Here is a 16,191-nt window from a genome sequence, read left to right on the forward strand (position 1 = left end):
CGAAGCGGATCAGTCATAGGGAGGGGCCTGAGCCGCGAAGCGGAGTCGCGGGGCGCGGAGTCGCGGGGCGCGGAGGCCCGGGAGGCCGAGGGATAGCCCTCAGCGGGCCCGTAACGGCCGGTCCAGCGGGTCAGGCTTCGCCGCCGTCTCCTCCGCCGTCTCCTCCGCCACCCGGAACACCCAGGTGCGGTAGGACCAGAAGCGGAAGAGCGAGCCGAGGCCGAGCCCGATGACGTTCTTGGCCAGGTTGTCGGCCAGCCCCGAGGTGAAGCCGAAGCCGTAGTGCGAGAGCGCGAGCACCCCGTTCTCGATCACCATGCCCACCCCGCTGAACAGCAGGAAGAGGCTGGCCTCCCGGCTCCGCCCGCTCTTGTCCCGGTCCCGGTAGGTCCAGTGGCGGTTGCCCACGTAGTTGGTGAGGATCGCGGCCGAGGTGGCTATGACCCCGGAGCGCACCGGGGCCAGGCCCGCGCCCTGGGTACACAGGTTGAACACGATCACGTTCACGAGAACGCCGAGCGCACCCACGGTGCCGAACTTGACGACCTCGTGGGCGACGCCGCCCAGGCGGTCGCGGAGCGTGAGCCCGTCGCTCATGGTTGCATCGTAGCCAGCCGCTCCCTGGCTCTCTCGCCAGGGGGACGGCGGATACGCTGGGTGTGTGACTTTTCCCGTGGTCGGCATGGTCGGAGGCGGTCAGCTCGCCCGTATGACCCATGAGGCGGGCATCCCGCTCGGCATCAGATTCAAGCTGCTCAGTGACACTCCGCAGGACTCGGCCGCTCAGGTGGTCCAGGACGTCGTGGTGGGCGACTACCGCGACCTGGACACGCTCCGTGGTTTCGCTCGCGGTTGCGACGTGATCACGTTCGATCACGAACACGTGCCCACCGAACATCTCCGGGCGCTGGAGGCGGAGGGGATCGCGGTCAGGCCCGGCCCCGACGCGCTGGTGCACGCGCAGGACAAGGGCGTGATGCGGGCCCGGCTGACCGAGCTCGGCGTGCCCTGCCCGCGCCACCGGATCGTGGCCGACCCGGCCGACGTCGAGCGGTTCGCCGCCGAGGTCGGCGGCTTCCCCGTGGTGCTGAAGACGGTGCGCGGCGGCTACGACGGCAAGGGCGTCTGGGTGGTCGGCTCGGCCGCCGAGGCCGCGGCCACCACCGGTCCCTTCCGGGCCGGGGTGGCGGTGCTCGCCGAGGAGAAGGTCGCCTTCACCCGCGAGCTGGCCGCCAACGTGGTCCGCTCCCCGCACGGCCAGGCCGTCGCCTACCCGGTCGTCGAGTCCATCCAGGTGGACGGCGTCTGCGACACGGTGATCGCCCCCGCGCCCGGCCTCCCCGACGAGCTCGGCCTGGCCGCGCAGCAGCTGGCGCTGCGCGTGGCGAAGGAGCTGGGCGTCGTCGGCCACCTGGCGGTGGAGCTGTTCGAGACGGTGGACGGCCGGGTGCTGGTCAACGAGCTGGCGATGCGGCCGCACAACTCGGGCCACTGGACCCAGGACGGCGCGGTCACCTCCCAGTTCGCCAACCACGTCCGGGCCGTGCTCGACCTCCCGCTCGGCGACCCGAGGCCGCGCGCCCCCTGGACGGTGATGGCCAACGTGCTCGGCGGCGACTTCCCCGACATGTACCCGGCCTACCTGCACTGCATGGCCCGCGACCCGCGGCTGAAGATCCACATGTACGGCAAGGACGTCAAGCCGGGCCGCAAGGTCGGCCACGTCAACACCTACGGCGACGACCTGGCCGACGTGCGCGAGCGGGCCAGGCACGCCGCCGACTACCTGCGAGGAGTCATCACAGAATGAAGCAGCGCCGAATGAGCAGCGCCGAATGAGCGGCGCCCCCGTGGTCGGCATCGTGATGGGCTCCGACTCCGACTGGCCGGTGATGCGCGGCGCCGCCGAGGCCCTCGCCGAGTTCGACGTCCCGCACGAGGTCGACGTCGTCTCCGCGCACCGGATGCCGCACGAGATGGTGGCCTACGGCGAGGCCGCGGCCGGCCGCGGCCTGAAGGCGATCATCGCCGGCGCCGGCGGCGCGGCCCACCTGCCTGGCATGCTCGCCTCGCTGACCCCGCTCCCGGTGATCGGGGTGCCGGTGCCGCTGAAGCACCTGGACGGGATGGACTCGCTGCTGTCCATCGTGCAGATGCCGGCCGGCGTGCCGGTGGCCACCGTGTCGGTGGCGGGCGCCCGCAACGCCGGGCTGCTCGCGGTGCGCGTCCTCGCCGCCCACGAACCGGAACTGCTGGAGCGGATGCGGGAGTTCCAGCGCGGGCTGAACGAACAGGCCACCGCGAAGGGCCGCCGGCTGCGGGCCCTGGTCGCCGAGGGGGACGCGTGAGCGCGGAGCGGCTGGCCGAGGCGCGGGCGCTGCTCGCCGAGCACCCCGTCGTCGACGGCCACAACGACCTGCCGTGGGCGCTGCGCGAGCAGGTCCGCTACGACCTGGACCGGCGGGACATCGCCGGCGACCAGAGCGCCACCCTGCACACCGACCTGCCCCGGCTGCGCGCCGGCGGGGTCGGCGCCCAGTACTGGTCGGTCTATGTGCCGGGGCGGCTTGCCGGGGACCACGCGGTCAGCGCCTGCCTCGAACAGATCGACGCGGTACGGCTGTTGCTCGACCGCTACCCGGACCGGCTGCGGGCCGCGGCCACCGCGGACGAGATGGAGGCGGCCAGGCGGGACGGCGTGATCGCCTCGCTGATGGGCGCCGAGGGCGGCCACGCCATCGACAACTCGCTGGCCACGCTCCGTGCCTTCCACCGGCTCGGTGTCCGGTACATGACGCTCACCCACAACGAGAACAACGACTGGGCCGACTCGGCCACCGACACCCCGCGCCACGGCGGCCTCACCGCGTTCGGCGCGGAGGTGGTCAGGGAGATGAACCGGCTCGGCATGCTGGTCGACCTCTCGCACGTGGCCGCCAGCACCATGCGGGACGCGCTGCGGGTCACCGAGGCGCCGGTGATCTTCTCGCACTCCTCGGCGCGCGCCGTCTGCGACCACCCGCGGAACATCTCGGACGACGTGCTGGCCGCGCTGCCGGGCAACGGCGGGGTGGCGATGGTGACGTTCGTGCCGAAGTTCGTGCTCCCGGCAGCCGTGGAGTGGACCCGGCGGGCCGACGAGAACATGGTGGCCAACGGCCTCGACCCGCTGGACGGCACCGAGGCCGGGATGCGGGTGCAGCGCGCCTTCGAGGCGGCCAACCCACGGCCGGTCGCCACGGCCGGCACGGTGGCCGACCACCTGGACCACATGCGGGAGGTCGCCGGCGTCGACCACCTCGGCATCGGCGGCGACTTCGACGGCACGGCGTTCCTGCCGGACGGCCTCGACAGCGTCGCCGGCTACCCCAACCTGATCGCCGAACTGCTGGAGCGCCGCTGGTCGCCGGCCGACCTGGCCAAGCTGACCTGGCACAACGCGGTCCGCGTCCTGCGGGACGCGGAGGCGGTGGCGCGGGCCGTGGCCACCCGCCGCGGCCCGTCGATCGCCACGATCGACGGGTAACGCCCGACCGGCGGCGCCGCGCTGCCGGGCGGCCTGGCGGCCGCCGCGAAGGCGTCGGGCCCGGCCCGTGCGCTCGCGGCTCCGCCGCGCGAGGGCCCCGGCCGGCCAGGACCGGCGTGAGGCGCCGGGGGGCTGTCGACTGGCCCCGCTGTGGTCAGGCGCGTAGCCTCGCGGCTTCGCCGCGAAAGCCCGACGCGAGCGCGGGTGCGGCCGCGCCCATCCGGCCCCGCGCGCGGGCGGGAGGCGCCCCGCGCCGGCGGGCCGGTGGGCATGGCCCGCCAGGGCTAATCCGGCATTGGGGGCGATCTGGGTGATAGTGGCCCCTGAGGGGCGGGCCGTGACCGAGGTCACTCGGGGCGTCCGCGAGGGGCCGCTTCGCCGGTGGGGTGGGTGGGTGGGCTGCATCAAGCGGCCCGCGCCCCGCGGGGGTTGGGGCGGGGGCGCCGGCGGCCCCGTCGCGCTCCGTGACGTCGGGAAAGCGCAGCGCAGCGGCCCCGTATCGTCCGTCACATCCCACCCGCCCCACCTTTCTTGTCTTGTCCGATTTCCTCGGCTTACGGTGCTGCCCGCGCCGCGAATCCCGTGGCGAGCCGTCGTCGGAACGCCGAGTCCTGCCACCGGCGGCGGTCGAGCACCACTTCCGCATGGCAGGAGCGGGGGACCCACTTTCCGCCGTCGTGCGCCGCGCGCACGCCGGCTCGGGGTGAAGCCACCGTCGATCCACGTCGGTGGCCGGGCGACTCCGGCCCGAACCCGACAGCTCACCTCGTAGGCGGTGGAGGAGGAGCTCACCCATGTCCGCACGCGGACGTCACCGCCGCCAGCGCGCCCGCGCCCGGCACATATCCCGCATCACGCTGCTGCTGACCGTCGGCGGCGCCAGCATCGCCCTGCCGCTGCTCGGCGCCAGCGCCGCGCAGGCCGCCTCGGCCGAGACCTACGAGGTCAGGGCGGGCGACACCCTCGTCGCCATCGCCGCCGACCACGACGTCGACGGTGGCTGGCGCGCGCTCTACGCCGCCAACCAGGACGTCATCGGCGACAACCCCCGCCTGATCAAGCCCGGCCAGGAGCTCAGCCTGGACGTCGCCGGCGTCGCCACCCAGTCGGCCCCCGCCGACCAGACGGCCGCCGACTCCGCCGCGTCCGGCTTCACCGTGCCGACCACCGGCGGGATCGGCACCGCCTACGGCGTGGCCGGCTCCATGTGGTCCTCGGGCCACCACACCGGCGCCGACTTCCCGGTGGCCTCCGGCACCGAGGTCGTCGCCGTCACCTCGGGCCAGGTGGTCAGCGCCGGCACGGTCAACGCGTACGGCAACGAGGTCATCATCCGTCACGACGACGGCCGGTACAGCCAGTACGCCCACCTGTCCTCGATCTCGGTCGGCGTCGGGCAGAGCGTCTCGGCCGGCGACCCGATCGGTCTCTCCGGTTCCACCGGCAACTCCACGGGCCCGCACCTGCACTTCGAGGTGCGCACCAGCCCCGAGTACGGCTCGGACATCGACCCGATCGCCTATCTGCGGGAGAACGGCGTCACCATCTGACGCCCACCCCCGGAGGACATCCCCCGTACGACAGGGCCCCGTCGCGCTTCCCCCCCCTCGCCGACGGGGCCCTGTCTCCCCCCTCTCCCACCCCGGGTCAGTCGCCGAGCCGCTGGTAGGAGCGGATCGCCAGCGTGGCGAAGACCGCGGTCAGCAGCACCGGCCAGGCGATGGCCAGCGCCAGCGCGTGCTCGGTGGCCCAACCGCCCCCGCCGAGGCCCGGATTGCCGAACAGCTCGCGGATCGCGGTGACCGTCGCCGACAGCGGGTTCCACTCCGAGACGGTGCCGAGCCAGCCGGGCATCAGCTCCGGCGCCACGAAGACGTTGGAGAGCGCGGTCATCGGGAACGCCAGCGGGAACACGATCGCCCCCACCGTGTCGGGATTGCGCAGCGCCAGGCCCAGGTAGATCCCGATCCAGGTGATCGCGACCCGCAGCGCCAGCACCAGCGCGACGGCCAGCAGCGCCCGGCCGAGGCCGCGGTGCCACTCCCAGCCGACCAGCAGCCCGCAGACCACCAGCACCGTCATCTCCAGCATCGCCCGCAGCAGGTCGGCGATGCCCCGCCCGGTGAGCAGCGCGGTGCGCGCCACCGGCATCGAGCGGAACCGGTCCACCACCCCGCGCCCCGCGTCGACGGCCACCGACGCTCCGGTGGCGCCCATCCCGTAGAGCATCGTCATGGCGAAGACGCCGGGCAGCAGGAACTCCCGGTAGCCGCCGCCGTCCGGCACGGTCATGCCGCTGCCGAAGACGTAGCCGAAGACCAGCACGAACATGATCGGCAGCGCGAAGTAGAGGACCAGCTCCTCGGGGCTGCGCACCACGTGCGCCATGTTGCGGCGCGTCATGATCAGGCCGTCCGAGACGGCCGCCCTGGCCCTCATGCCACCACCTCGGCCCTGGGCGCCGCGCGCTCGCCGGTGAGGTGCAGGAACGCCTCGTCCAGGGTGGGACGCCGGGTGCCGATGTCCTCGACGCCGATCCCCGCGTCGTGCAGGGCCCGCACCACCTCGGTCAGCGCCGTCACCCGGTCGCGGACGGCGACGCTGACCCGCCGGGTGTCGGGGTCGGTCTCCGGCGGGTGTCCTTCGCCGACCCTGGCCACCAGCTCGGCGACCGCGGCGAGCTGCCCCCGGTGCCGGGCGACGACCTCCACCCGGTCGCCGCCGATCAGGCCCTTCAACGTGTCAGGGGTGCCCTCGGCGACCACCCGGCCGCCGTCGATCACCGCGATCCGCTCGGCCAACTGGTCGGCCTCCTCCAGGTACTGGGTGGTGAGCAGCACCGTGGTGCCGCCGGCGACCAGCGAACGGACCGCGTCCCAGACCTGGTTGCGGCTGCGCGGGTCGAGGCCGGTGGTCGGCTCGTCGAGGAACAGCACCTCGGGGGTGCGGATCAGGCTGGCCGCCAGGTCGAGGCGGCGGCGCATGCCGCCCGAGTACTGCCCGGCGCTGCGCCCGGCCGCCTCCGTCAGGCCGAACCGTTCGAGCAGCTCGTCGGCGCGGCGGCGGGCCGCCCGGGGGCCGAGCTTGAAGAGCCGGCCGAACATCACCAGGTTCTGCCGGCCGCTCAGCAGCTCGTCCACCGCCGCGTACTGGCCGGTCAGGCCGATCGCGGCGCGCACCGACTCCGGCTCGCGGGCGACGTCGTGGCCGCAGACCACGGCCCGGCCGGCGTCCAGGCGCAGCAGCGTGGCCAGTGCCCGCACCGTCGTCGTCTTGCCGGCGCCGTTCGGCCCGAGCAGTCCGTAGACCGTGCCGGTCGGCACGGTCAGGTCGAGCCCGTCGAGCGCCTGATGGCCCGAACTCCCCCCGTACCGCTTGCGCAGCCCCTCGGCCGCTATCGCGTGGTCGGGCATGTCGGCCCCCCTCTAACTATGTACACCGTACAGTTTGTATGTACACCGTACATGGTTCTAGGATCGTGTCAATCGACGACGAGAAGTAAGCGACGACGGGAAGTGGGATGGCTGGTGAGCGGGGGAGTGGGCGCGACCCGGCGTATCTGATCGATCTGCTGTGGCGCACCCGGCCGCCGGGCAGCCGGGGGCCGCGCGGCAGCCTGAGCCTGGACCGGGTGGTGGCGGCCGCGGTGGAGATCGCCGACGCCGAGGGGATCACCGGCGTCTCCATGCGCCGGGTCGCCGAGCGGCTCGGCGTCACCACGATGTCGCTCTACAACTACGTGCCGAGCAAGGACGATCTCCTCGACCTGATGTTCGACATGGCGGTGGGCGTGCCCGATCCGACCGACTGGCCGGCCGACTGGCGCGGCGGCCTCACCGCCTTCGCCAAGGCCCAGCGCGAGGTGCTGCTCGCCAGGACCTGGATGCTGGACGTGCCCATCAGCGCGCCGCCGATGGGCCCCAACAGCCTCGCCTGGATGGAGGCCGCGCTCTCCACCATGGCGGACACGTCGCTCACCGAGGGCGACATGATGGGCGTGCTGTCCATCCTCAGCGGCCATGTGCTCAACGAGGTCCGCCTCCAGATCACGATGGAGCGGGCCACCCCGCGCCTCGGCGTCGAGTACGCCGACTGGAACGTCCTCTACGGGCGGATGCTCACCAGGGCCGCCGCCTCCGGCCGCTACCCGACGGTGGCCAGGGTGGCGGCGCGGGCCTTCACGGAGGAGGCGAGTGACGGCCCGGACGCCGACTTCGCCTACGGCGTCGACTACGTGCTCGACGGCGCGGCGACCCTGATGCGCGTCCGCGAGTCCGCCTGACCGGTGCCCGCTGACCGGTGCCCGGGAGGGCGGTCGGCCAGGGGGGCGGTCAGGCCGCCGGGTTGGTGGCCAGCACGCAGGCGGCCGGCGGAGCCAGCGGCAGGGTCTCCAGGCGGGGGTCGACGAACCCGGCCCCGGTGAGCAGATCCTGGAGCTCCCGGCCGGCCAGCGCGGTGGTCTCGGCGGTGGCCCCCGCGCAACGCGGCTGGCTGGCCAGCGCGATGCGCCCGCCGGCGCGGAGCAGCCCGCGCAGCTCGCCGAGCCGCTCGGCCGGGTCCGGCCAGAACCCGAGCGAGTTCACGGCGAGGACGGCGTCCAACGGCCCGTCGAGGCGCGGCAGTCGGTCGACCGAGGCGTGCCGCAGCGTGACCCGCCCGGCCCGGATCGCGGCGGCGTTCCTTCTGGCGGCCTGGCGCACCATGGTGGCGGAGTGGTCGATGCCGTGGACATGTCCTCGGGTGGCGCGGCCGGCCAGCTCCGCGATGGCCACGCCAGGCCCGAAGCCGACCTCGAGCACCCGATCGGTGGGCTGGACGTCGAGCAGGGAGACCACCCACTCGCTCCGCCGCCGGTTGGAGGAGCGGTGGGCCATGACCCAGCCGACCAGTCGGCCGGCCGGGCCGCGCGGGTGGCCGAACTGGCGCACGAGGGAGGCGGCGAGGCGCCGCCTGGGAGACGTCGGTGTCGCTGTCATGGGCGCCAGTCAAGGGCTTCAAGTAGCCTTGAACGCAACATGGCTGATGAACATGCCCCGCCCGCCGCGGGGTTGACGATCGGCGAGCTGGCCAGGGCCACCGGGGTCGCCACCTCGGCGCTCCGCTACTGGGAGGAGCTCGGCGTCATGCCGGCCCCGGCCCGGATCGCCGGCCAACGCCGCTACCCGGCCTCGGCGGTGGCCGTGGTCGGCCTGATCCTGCTGCTCAGGGACGTCGGCTTCACGCTGCGCGAGGCCAGGGCGTTCGTCGCCGCCCGCGCCGAGGAACCGGACGCCCGGCGGGAGCTGCACCGGCGCAAGCTCACCGAACTCGACGAGCTCATCGCCCGCGCCCAGGCGGCCCGCACCGCCGTCGCCCACGGTCTCGCCTGCCCCCACGACCACATCGGCGGCTGCCCCACCTTCGCCGACGTGCTCGCCGCCCGCCTCGCCGGGGCGCCGCTCCACGAGGCCCACACCCACTGAGAGCCGGCGGCGCCCGGGCGGTTCCCGCCCGGGCCCGCACCTCCGGCGGCGCGGTTACGGCAGGTTGCGCGCCATGACGATCCGCTGGACCTGGTTCGTGCCCTCGTAGATCTGGGTGATCTTGGCGTCCCGCATCATCCGCTCCACCGGGTAGTCGCGGGTGTAGCCGTAGCCGCCGAGCAGTTGGACGGCGTCGGTGGTGATCTCCATCGCCGCGTCGGAGGCGTAGCACTTGGCCGCGGCGCCGAAGAACGTCAGGTCGGTGTCCTCGCGCTGCGACCTGGCGGCCGCCGCGTAGGTGAGCTGGCGGGCGGCCTCCAGCTTCATCGCCATGTCGGCCAGCATGAACTGCACGCCCTGGAAGTCGCCGACCGGCTTGCCGAACTGCTTACGCTCCCGCACATACCCCTTGGCGTAGTCGAGCGCGCCCTGCGCGATGCCGAGCGCCTGCGCGGCGATGGTGATCCGGGTGTGGTCGAGGGTGCGCATCGCCGTGGCGAAGCCGGTGCCCTCGGCGCCGATCATCCGGTCGGCCGGGATCCGCACGTTGTCGAGGTAGACCTCGCGGGTCGGCGAGCCCTTGATGCCCAGCTTCTTCTCCGGCGCGCCGAACGAGACGCCCGCGTCGGCCTTCTCCACCACGAAGGCCGAGATCCCGCCGCGGGTGCGCTTCTCCGGGTCGGTCACGGCCATCACCGTGTAGTAGTCGGAGACACCCGCGTTGGTGATCCACCGCTTGACGCCGTTCAGCACGTAGTGGTCGCCGTCCCGCACCGCCCGGGTCTTCATGCCGCCCGCGTCCGAGCCGGCGTCCGGCTCCGAGAGGCAGTACGAGAACATCGCGTCGCCCCTGGCCAGCGGCGTCAGGTAGTGGGCCTTCAGCTCCTTGGAGCCGGAGAGCATCACCGGCAGCGACCCCAGCTTGTTGACCGCCGGGATCAGCGAGGCCGAGGCGCACACCCGCGCCACCTCCTCGATCACGATCACCGTGGCCAGCGCGTCGGCACCCGCCCCGCCGAACTCCTCCGGCACGTGCACGGCGTGCAGGTCGTTGGCCACCAGCGCGTCCAGGGCCTCCTGGGGGAAGCGGGCCTGCTCGTCCACCTCGGCGGCGAACGGGGCGATCTTCGCCTCGGCCAGCGAGCGGACGGACTCCCGGAGCATGTCGTGCTCCTCAGCCGGACGGTACAGCTCGAAATCCGCGTCTCCTGCCACGTGCTCCCACTCCTCGTCGACTAGCCACGATGCTAATGACTGTTAAGTAACTTGTAGCCGTACCCGCATCGTAGGGCGGGGAGACCGCCGCCGACAGGTGAGCTTCCCGACAACCGGCCTTCACCCCCGAGGGCTATGCTCGTGGGCATGTCTCCGAAGATCACGGTCATCGGCCTCGGTTATCTCGGCGCCACCCATGCGGCGGCCATGGCCGAGCTCGGCTTCGAGGTGCTCGGGCTCGACGTGGTCCCGGAGAAGATCGCCAGGCTCGCCCGCGGCGAGGCCCCGATGTACGAGCCGGGGCTCGACGAGCTGCTGCGCAAGCACGTCGCCGGGCTGCCGGGATCCACCGGCCGGCTCTCGTTCACCGAGTCGCCCGCCGAGGTCGCCGCCTTCGGCGACGTCCACTTCGTCTGCGTCAACACCCCGCAGAAGCCGGGCGAGTACGCCTGCGACATGAGCTACGTCGACGCGGCCGTCGACGCCCTGGCCCCGCACCTCACCCGCCCCACCCTGGTGGTCGGCAAGTCCACCGTGCCGGTCGGCAGCGCGGCCCGGCTCGCCGGCCGGCTGGCCGAGCTGGCCCCGGCCGGCGCCGACGCCGAGCTGGCGTGGAACCCCGAGTTCCTGCGCGAGGGCTTCGCCGTCGAGGACACCCTGCGCCCCGACCGGATCGTGGTCGGCGTCACCGGCGAGCGCGCCGAGACGCTGCTCCGTGAGGTCTACGCGACCCCGCTGGCCGCCGGCACCCCCTTCATCTCCGCGGACCTGCCGACCGCCGAGCTCGTCAAGACGGCGGCCAACGCCTTCCTCTCCACCAAGATCTCCTTCATCAACGCGATGGCCGAGATCTGCGAGGCGGCCGACGGCGACGTGGTCACGCTGGCCGAGGCCCTCGGCCACGACGACCGCATCGGCCGCAAGTTCCTGCGCGCCGGCATCGGCTTCGGCGGCGGCTGCCTGCCCAAGGACATCCGCGCCTTCATGGCCCGCGCCGGCGAGTTGGGCGCCGCCGAGGCGCTGTCCTTCCTCCGCGAGATCGACTCCATCAACATGCGCCGCCGCGCCGCCATGGTCGAGCTGACCAGGGAGACGCTGGGCGGCTCGCTGCTCGGCAAGCGGGTCGCCGTGCTCGGCGCCGCCTTCAAGCCCGACTCGGACGACGTCCGCGACTCGCCGGCGCTCAACATCGCGGGACAGCTCCACCTCCAGGGCGCGGAGGTCACCGTCTACGACCCCAAGGCGATGGTCAACGCCCGCGGCGTCTTCCCCACCCTCCGCTACGCGGACACCGCCGCCGCGGCGATCCGCGGCGCCCACGCCGTGCTGCACCTCACCGAGTGGCGGGAGTTCCGCGAGCTCGACCCGGCGGCCCTCGGCGAGCTGGTCGCCGACCGCCAGGTGCTCGACGGCCGCAACGCGCTCGACCCCGCGCTGTGGCGCAAGGCCGGCTGGACGTACCGCGCGCTCGGCCGACCCACCGCCTGAATTTCTCAATTGTTCCTCAACTATTCCGCATTCGGCTCAATAGCCGTGCCGCGGGGCGCTATCGTCCCGCCATGTCTGAGATCACGGGGACCAGAACGGCCGACGCGCCACAGGCGGAAGGCGGCACCGAACTCAAGCGGGTAATGGGGCCGGGGTTACTCCTGCTCTTCATCGTGGGGGACATTCTCGGCACCGGCGTCTACGCGCTGACCGGCCGGGTCGCCGCCGAGGTCGGCGGGGCGGTGTGGCTGCCGTTTCTCTGCGCCTTCACGGTCGCGTTGCTGACCGCCACCAGTTATCTGGAACTCGTCACCAAATATCCACGGGCGGGCGGCGCCGCCGTCTACTCGCACCGGGCGTTCGGCATCCACTTCCTCACCTTCCTGGTGACCTTCGCCGTGATGTGCTCGGGCCTGACCTCGGCGTCCTCCGCCTCCAAGGCGTTCGCGGCCAACCTGCTGTCCGCGCTGGACGTGGACGGCGACACCGGCCGGATCGCGATGGTGGTCGCCCTTGGTTTCATGGCGGCGATCAGCCTGGTCAATCTGCGGGGCGTCGGCGAGAGCGTCAAGGCGAACGTGGTGCTCACCGCCGTGGAACTCTCCGGACTGCTGATCGTGATCGGTGTCGGGGTATGGGCGATGGTCGAGGGAAAGGCCGAGTTCTCCCGAATCACCGAGTTCAACACCTCGGGCGGTGAATCGGCCTTCGGCGCCGTGACCGCCGCGACCGCGCTCGCCTTTTTCGCTATGGTCGGATTTGAGGATTCGGTGAACATGGCGGAGGAGACGAAGGACCCGGTTCGTATCTTTCCCCGAATGATGTTGATCGGTCTCTGTATCACCGGTGTCATTTATGTGCTGGTCGCGATCGCGAGCGTCGCCCTGGTGGAGCCGTCGCTGCTCGGCGAGGGCGAGACGCCGCTGCTGCGGGTGGTGCAGGCCGGTGCGCCCGGCTTCCCGATCGACCTGTTCGCCTGGATCACCATGTTCGCCGTCTCCAACTCGGCGCTCATCAACATGCTGATGGCCAGCCGACTGCTCTACGGCATGTCACGGGAACGTTGCCTGCCCGCCCCGCTCGCCCGGCTGCTCCCGGGCCGCCGCACCCCCTGGGTGGCGATCACCTTCACCACCCTGCTGGCGTTCCTGCTCATCGGCTACGCCGACCTGACGGCGCTCGGCGGCACCACGTCGCTGCTGCTGCTCTGCGTCTTCGCGGTGGTCAACGTCGCCGTGCTGGTGCTGCGCCGCGACAAGGTCGCCCACCGCCACTTCCGCGCCCCCACGGCGCTCCCGGTCCTCGGCGCGGTGCTCTGCGCCTACCTCGCCACGCCACTCTCCGGCCGCGCCGGCGCGGACTACCGGGTCGCCGGCTGGCTGATGCTGCTGGGCATCGCCCTCTGGGCCTGTGTCTGGCTCGGCAACCGGGCCCTGGCCGGGCGGGCTTCGGCGGACGTCGGCTCCGTGCCGGCCGGGCCTGACGGCCCGGACGACCCGGACCAGCCGCCGCGCGGCTGAACGCGGGACGACCGTTGGCCGCAGCGGCCGGCCGGCCCGGCCGGCTTGGCCGGCGGTGCCGTGCACGGCCTGGGGCCGTGTGCGCTCGCTCGTGGGCCGAGGGAGCGGGACAGGCTTAGGCCCGGTGGCCGCGTGGCCGCCCGCCGGGCGACCCGGCAGCGCCCCGCCGGCCGGCGGCGAGCCCGTCCACCAGCCGCACCGTGAGCCCGGCCGCGCGGACCCGGTCGAGCAGCCCGTCGAGGTCGGCGAGGGTCGGCGCCGACCCCCGGCCGGCCGGATCCTCGTCGCGCAGCAGCCCCAGCACCGTGTCCAGCTCGGCCACGGCCTGCCTGGCCGTCTCCTCGATGGCCACCAATGCCTCCCTGGCGAACCCCGGATCCGAACCCAGGACCGTACGCGCCGCGCCCGCCTGCAGGGTGACGGCGCTGAGCGCGTGGCCGACCGAGTCGTGCAGTTCGCGCGCCAACCGGTTGCGGACCGCCAGGTCCGCGGCCCGGCGCTCCGCCGCGGCGAGCCGGTCCGCCGGGGTGGGACCGAGCAACGCCGGCGCCAGCCGGGCCAGCAGCGCCCCGGCCCCGGCCACGACGGCGACCAAGGCCACGAGCACCGCGAGCCCCACGGGCGGCGCCAGCCACGGGCGATCGACGAGTGCCGGGAACTGCTCGGCCCACCGGCCACGGCGCAGCGGGCCGACGAACGGCATCGCCACCAGGAACCCGGCCGCCGGCGGCAGCGCCAGCGACGCCCCGCTCACCAGCCCGCCGAGCGCCGTGAGCGCCACGCACCACGACGCCGTGCGGCGCCGCGCGGCCCACCACCCGGCCGGCCCGTCCGCTGGCGGCGGCCAGGAGCTCGAGGTCGCCAGGGCCCGGACCGCCGCCGCCTCCAGCGGACGCACCCGCGGAAACAGCCCGGCGACCGCCACCAGCGGCAGCGCCAGGCCGAACGCGAGGAACTGCCAGCCCAGGTGCGTGGTGACGTCGGCGTCGGGGCGGTCCAGCCCGATCACCACCGACGTGAGCAGGAAGAACGGCATCAGCAGCGCCCCGCCCACCAGCAGGTGCGCCCAACGCCTCGCCAACAGGCGGCGGTTCAGCACGACGACCGCGCCCCGGAGGCGACGCGGCCGGCGAGGAGGCGGACGCCGAAGGCGAGCACCAGCGACCCCGACATCACCTGGCCAGCGTAGACCAGGCACAGCAGCACGCCCGGGCGCTCACCGCCCGCGAAGGCGTCCCCGGCGAACACGCCGGCCGCCAGCAGCCAGCCGCCCCACGCCGTCAGCGCCGCGCCGCCCGTCCACGCCAGCCCGACCGCGACCCACACCCTCACCCGACCGAAGCGGGCCGGCCGCAGGGCGAGCAGCAGCACGCCGGCCGCGGCGGCCAGCGCGAACAGCACGTCGGCGGCCGCGGTCACGTGGAACGCGGCATCGCGGTCCCCGGCCCGCGCCGCGCCGAGGCCGACCGTGGCACCGCACAGCCACAGCACCCGCATCGCCGCCGGCCACAGCAGCAGTACCGCCGCGCCCACCGCCGCCGCCCGGCCGGCGCCGTGGAGCGGGCCGGGGAGCGCGTCGAGGCGCGGCCGCAGCAGCCGTCCCCAGCGCCGCCCGACGTACCGCGCGAACAGCCCGCCGAGCGCCAGCGCCTGCACGCCGAAGCCCGTGTAGACGAGCGTGAACACCCACGGATCGAGGGACGCGTCGGCACCGCCCGGGTCGGGTCCCGAAGGCTCGGCGCCGAACCACTCGACGAGGCTCACCACCGGAAAGCCGACGACGATCGGCGCCAGCAGCCCGGTGGCGAGCCACAGCGGCGCCAGGACCAGCCAGGCGGGCAGCCGCCGCCCCCAGTCCCTGGTGAGCGCGAGGACCAGCACCACCACGCAGGCGTCCATCGCGGCGGTCAGCGCGTTCGCGACGAGGAGCACCGACCCGCCCTCGGCGTCGCGCAGTTCGCTGCCCGCCGGGATGCCGAGGTGACCGCCGCACAGCCAGCTGATCTTGAGCGCGAGGTAGGGCAGGCAGGCGGCGACGGCTAGGGAGCCGAGCAGCACGGCGAGCCAGGGACGGTGGGTGGGCCTCGGCTCGGCCCGCGATCTCGTGGTCATGCCACCACGCTGCCGGCCGGCGCGCCCCCGGCCCTCCTGCCGGGCGACGATCCGCCTCCCCCGCGCGGGGGAGCCGGGTCAGCTCGGCGGACGACGCCCCGCGTCGCGGGCGCCGCCTACGGTGACGAGCGTCGGCGAACGGCGAACGGCGAACGGCGAACGGCGAGGGAAGCGGGGAGCGGGACATGACGTGGTGGGAACGGGCCGGCCGGATCGGCGGATACGGCGCGGCGGTGGCGATGACGCCCTACCCGCTGATCAAGATCTCCTGGGTGCTGGGAGCGCTGCTCGGCCTGCTGCCGACCGGGAGCGACACGTCCCTGCTCGCCTGGGTGGTGCTCAACGGCGCCACCGTCGTCATGGCCGGCGTCGGGATCCTCCTCGCCCTCGCCCTGGTGCGGCCCTGGGGGACGCGGATCCCGGCGGCGCCGCTGGCGCTCACCGCCTGGATCGGGGCGGGCTTCCTGGTGTCGGTGCTGCCGTTCGCCCTCGTCAGCTCGGCCCTCGACGCCGGAGCCGGCGAGGCCGACCCGGACCCCGGAGCGGGCGGCGACGACCCGACCATGCCGGCCTGGGAGGGCGCGCTGATCCAGACCGCCTTCGTGGCCATGGGCATCGGCCTGGCCCTGGCGCTTCCCGCCTATCTGCGCCGCCGCTGGCCACGAGCGCTGGCCGGCCGGCTAGGCGACAGCCACGGCGACGGTGACGGCGGCGGGCGGACGCCCCGGTGGGCGGTCGCGGCCGGCGTCGTGCCCGGCGCGTGCTGGCTCTACTGGGCGGCCGGCGGCACCGTGGGCCTCGCGCACCAGGGGCAACGCGGCGTCGACTGGCACCTGTTGACCCTGCTCGGCGCGGGCTGGGCGCTCGC

At 73.7% G+C, this 16,191-nt stretch carries 16 protein-coding genes and 1 riboswitch; of the genes, 9 read left to right on the top strand and 7 right to left on the bottom strand.

The genetic code is table 11. From position 1 onward, the window contains the following. Positions 1-99: 99 nt before the first annotated feature. Entirely contained in the window at positions 100-597 is a 498-nt protein-coding gene (locus ACYVPE_RS19390) for a GtrA family protein (protein ID WP_461034902.1), read from the bottom strand. Between the two features lie 64 nt (positions 598-661). On the opposite strand from ACYVPE_RS19390, the gene ACYVPE_RS19395 reads away from it, so the two are divergent. The 4 genes from ACYVPE_RS19395 (at position 662) to ACYVPE_RS19410 (ending at position 5,076) form a co-directional block, all read left to right on the top strand. Beyond that, the gene (locus ACYVPE_RS19395; protein WP_461034903.1) at positions 662-1,810 is read left to right on the top strand and encodes a 5-(carboxyamino)imidazole ribonucleotide synthase; all 1,149 of its coding nucleotides are present in this window, start codon (positions 662-664) and stop codon (positions 1,808-1,810) included. 25 nt (positions 1,811-1,835) lie between these two features. Next, complete coding sequence (gene purE, locus ACYVPE_RS19400) at positions 1,836-2,348, top strand: 5-(carboxyamino)imidazole ribonucleotide mutase (RefSeq protein WP_461034904.1); 513 nt, start codon at positions 1,836-1,838, stop codon at positions 2,346-2,348. Beyond that, positions 2,345-3,526 (top strand): dipeptidase, encoded by a 1,182-nt coding sequence (locus tag ACYVPE_RS19405; protein ID WP_461034905.1) that lies wholly within the window; start codon positions 2,345-2,347, stop codon positions 3,524-3,526. The genes purE and ACYVPE_RS19405 overlap by 4 nt, the downstream gene beginning before the upstream one ends. Positions 3,527-4,148: 622 nt before the next feature. After that, positions 4,149-4,315: riboswitch (cyclic di-AMP (ydaO/yuaA leader) on the top strand. 5 nt (positions 4,316-4,320) lie between these two features. Beyond that, positions 4,321-5,076, top strand: a complete 756-nt coding sequence (locus ACYVPE_RS19410) for a M23 family metallopeptidase (RefSeq protein WP_461034906.1) — start codon at positions 4,321-4,323, stop codon at positions 5,074-5,076. A 97-nt stretch (positions 5,077-5,173) separates the two neighbouring features. On the opposite strand, the gene ACYVPE_RS19415 is transcribed toward ACYVPE_RS19410, so the two are convergent. Both ACYVPE_RS19415 and ACYVPE_RS19420 read right to left on the bottom strand, forming a co-directional pair. Then, positions 5,174-5,965, bottom strand: a complete 792-nt coding sequence (locus tag ACYVPE_RS19415) for an ABC transporter permease (RefSeq protein WP_461034907.1) — start codon at positions 5,963-5,965, stop codon at positions 5,174-5,176. After that, positions 5,962-6,939, bottom strand: a complete 978-nt coding sequence (locus ACYVPE_RS19420) for an ATP-binding cassette domain-containing protein (RefSeq protein ID WP_461034908.1) — start codon at positions 6,937-6,939, stop codon at positions 5,962-5,964. The genes ACYVPE_RS19415 and ACYVPE_RS19420 overlap by 4 nt, the downstream gene beginning before the upstream one ends. 107 nt (positions 6,940-7,046) lie before the next feature. On the opposite strand from ACYVPE_RS19420, the gene ACYVPE_RS19425 reads away from it, so the two are divergent. Further along, on the top strand, positions 7,047-7,808 hold the full coding sequence (locus ACYVPE_RS19425; protein WP_461034909.1) for a TetR/AcrR family transcriptional regulator: 762 nt from the start codon (positions 7,047-7,049) through the stop codon (positions 7,806-7,808). Between the two features lie 49 nt (positions 7,809-7,857). Here the strand turns inward: ACYVPE_RS19425 and ACYVPE_RS19430 are convergent, their stop codons facing one another. Then, on the bottom strand, positions 7,858-8,502 hold the full coding sequence (locus ACYVPE_RS19430) for a class I SAM-dependent methyltransferase (protein WP_461034910.1): 645 nt from the start codon (positions 8,500-8,502) through the stop codon (positions 7,858-7,860). Between the two features lie 39 nt (positions 8,503-8,541). Between ACYVPE_RS19430 and ACYVPE_RS19435 the strand changes: the two genes are divergently transcribed. Continuing rightward, positions 8,542-8,988 (top strand): MerR family transcriptional regulator, encoded by a 447-nt coding sequence (locus tag ACYVPE_RS19435; protein ID WP_461034911.1) that lies wholly within the window; start codon positions 8,542-8,544, stop codon positions 8,986-8,988. Positions 8,989-9,042: 54 nt separating this feature from the next. Here ACYVPE_RS19435 and ACYVPE_RS19440 read toward each other — a convergent pair whose 3' ends face one another. Next, positions 9,043-10,203: an acyl-CoA dehydrogenase family protein gene (locus tag ACYVPE_RS19440; protein WP_461034912.1), complete on the bottom strand. Its 1,161-nt coding sequence runs from the start codon at positions 10,201-10,203 to the stop codon at positions 9,043-9,045. A gap of 147 nt (positions 10,204-10,350) precedes the next feature. Here ACYVPE_RS19440 and ACYVPE_RS19445 point away from each other — a divergent pair, with 147 nt between their 5' ends. Next, positions 10,351-11,691 carry a UDP-glucose dehydrogenase family protein gene (locus ACYVPE_RS19445; protein WP_461034913.1) on the top strand — a complete coding sequence of 447 codons (1,341 nt, stop codon included), beginning with the start codon at positions 10,351-10,353 and terminating at the stop codon, positions 11,689-11,691. 71 nt (positions 11,692-11,762) lie between these two features. Beyond that, positions 11,763-13,211 (top strand): APC family permease, encoded by a 1,449-nt coding sequence (locus ACYVPE_RS19450; protein ID WP_461034914.1) that lies wholly within the window; start codon positions 11,763-11,765, stop codon positions 13,209-13,211. 115 nt (positions 13,212-13,326) lie between these two features. Here ACYVPE_RS19450 and ACYVPE_RS19455 read toward each other — a convergent pair whose 3' ends face one another. Both ACYVPE_RS19455 and ACYVPE_RS19460 read right to left on the bottom strand, forming a co-directional pair. Beyond that, on the bottom strand, positions 13,327-14,310 hold the full coding sequence (locus ACYVPE_RS19455) for a sensor histidine kinase (protein ID WP_461034915.1): 984 nt from the start codon (positions 14,308-14,310) through the stop codon (positions 13,327-13,329). After that, positions 14,304-15,323, bottom strand: a complete 1,020-nt coding sequence (locus tag ACYVPE_RS19460) for a hypothetical protein (RefSeq protein ID WP_461034916.1) — start codon at positions 15,321-15,323, stop codon at positions 14,304-14,306. Before ACYVPE_RS19460 ends, ACYVPE_RS19455 begins: the two co-directional genes overlap by 7 nt. Positions 15,324-15,508: 185 nt before the next feature. On the opposite strand from ACYVPE_RS19460, the gene ACYVPE_RS19465 reads away from it, so the two are divergent. After that, the coding region (locus tag ACYVPE_RS19465) for a hypothetical protein (RefSeq protein WP_461034917.1) at positions 15,509-16,191 on the top strand (683 nt) is incomplete at its 3' end.

This window comes from Streptomyces mayteni (genome assembly GCF_054783955.1).

What these genes read in the sequence shown, in the direction of transcription:
- ACYVPE_RS19390 (WP_461034902.1), bottom strand. Translation starts at nt 597, where the DNA reads ATGAGCGACGGGCTCACGCTCCGCGACCGCCTGGGCGGCGTCGCCCAC.
- purE (WP_461034904.1), top strand. Translation starts at nt 1,836, where the DNA reads ATGAGCGGCGCCCCCGTGGTCGGCATCGTGATGGGCTCCGACTCCGAC.
- ACYVPE_RS19410 (WP_461034906.1), top strand. Translation starts at nt 4,321, where the DNA reads ATGTCCGCACGCGGACGTCACCGCCGCCAGCGCGCCCGCGCCCGGCAC.
- ACYVPE_RS19415 (WP_461034907.1), bottom strand. Translation starts at nt 5,965, where the DNA reads ATGAGGGCCAGGGCGGCCGTCTCGGACGGCCTGATCATGACGCGCCGC.
- ACYVPE_RS19420 (WP_461034908.1), bottom strand. Translation starts at nt 6,939, where the DNA reads ATGCCCGACCACGCGATAGCGGCCGAGGGGCTGCGCAAGCGGTACGGG.
- ACYVPE_RS19425 (WP_461034909.1), top strand. Translation starts at nt 7,047, where the DNA reads ATGGCTGGTGAGCGGGGGAGTGGGCGCGACCCGGCGTATCTGATCGAT.
- ACYVPE_RS19430 (WP_461034910.1), bottom strand. Translation starts at nt 8,502, where the DNA reads ATGACAGCGACACCGACGTCTCCCAGGCGGCGCCTCGCCGCCTCCCTC.
- ACYVPE_RS19435 (WP_461034911.1), top strand. Translation starts at nt 8,542, where the DNA reads ATGGCTGATGAACATGCCCCGCCCGCCGCGGGGTTGACGATCGGCGAG.
- ACYVPE_RS19445 (WP_461034913.1), top strand. Translation starts at nt 10,351, where the DNA reads ATGTCTCCGAAGATCACGGTCATCGGCCTCGGTTATCTCGGCGCCACC.
- ACYVPE_RS19450 (WP_461034914.1), top strand. Translation starts at nt 11,763, where the DNA reads ATGTCTGAGATCACGGGGACCAGAACGGCCGACGCGCCACAGGCGGAA.
- ACYVPE_RS19460 (WP_461034916.1), bottom strand. Translation starts at nt 15,323, where the DNA reads ATGACCACGAGATCGCGGGCCGAGCCGAGGCCCACCCACCGTCCCTGG.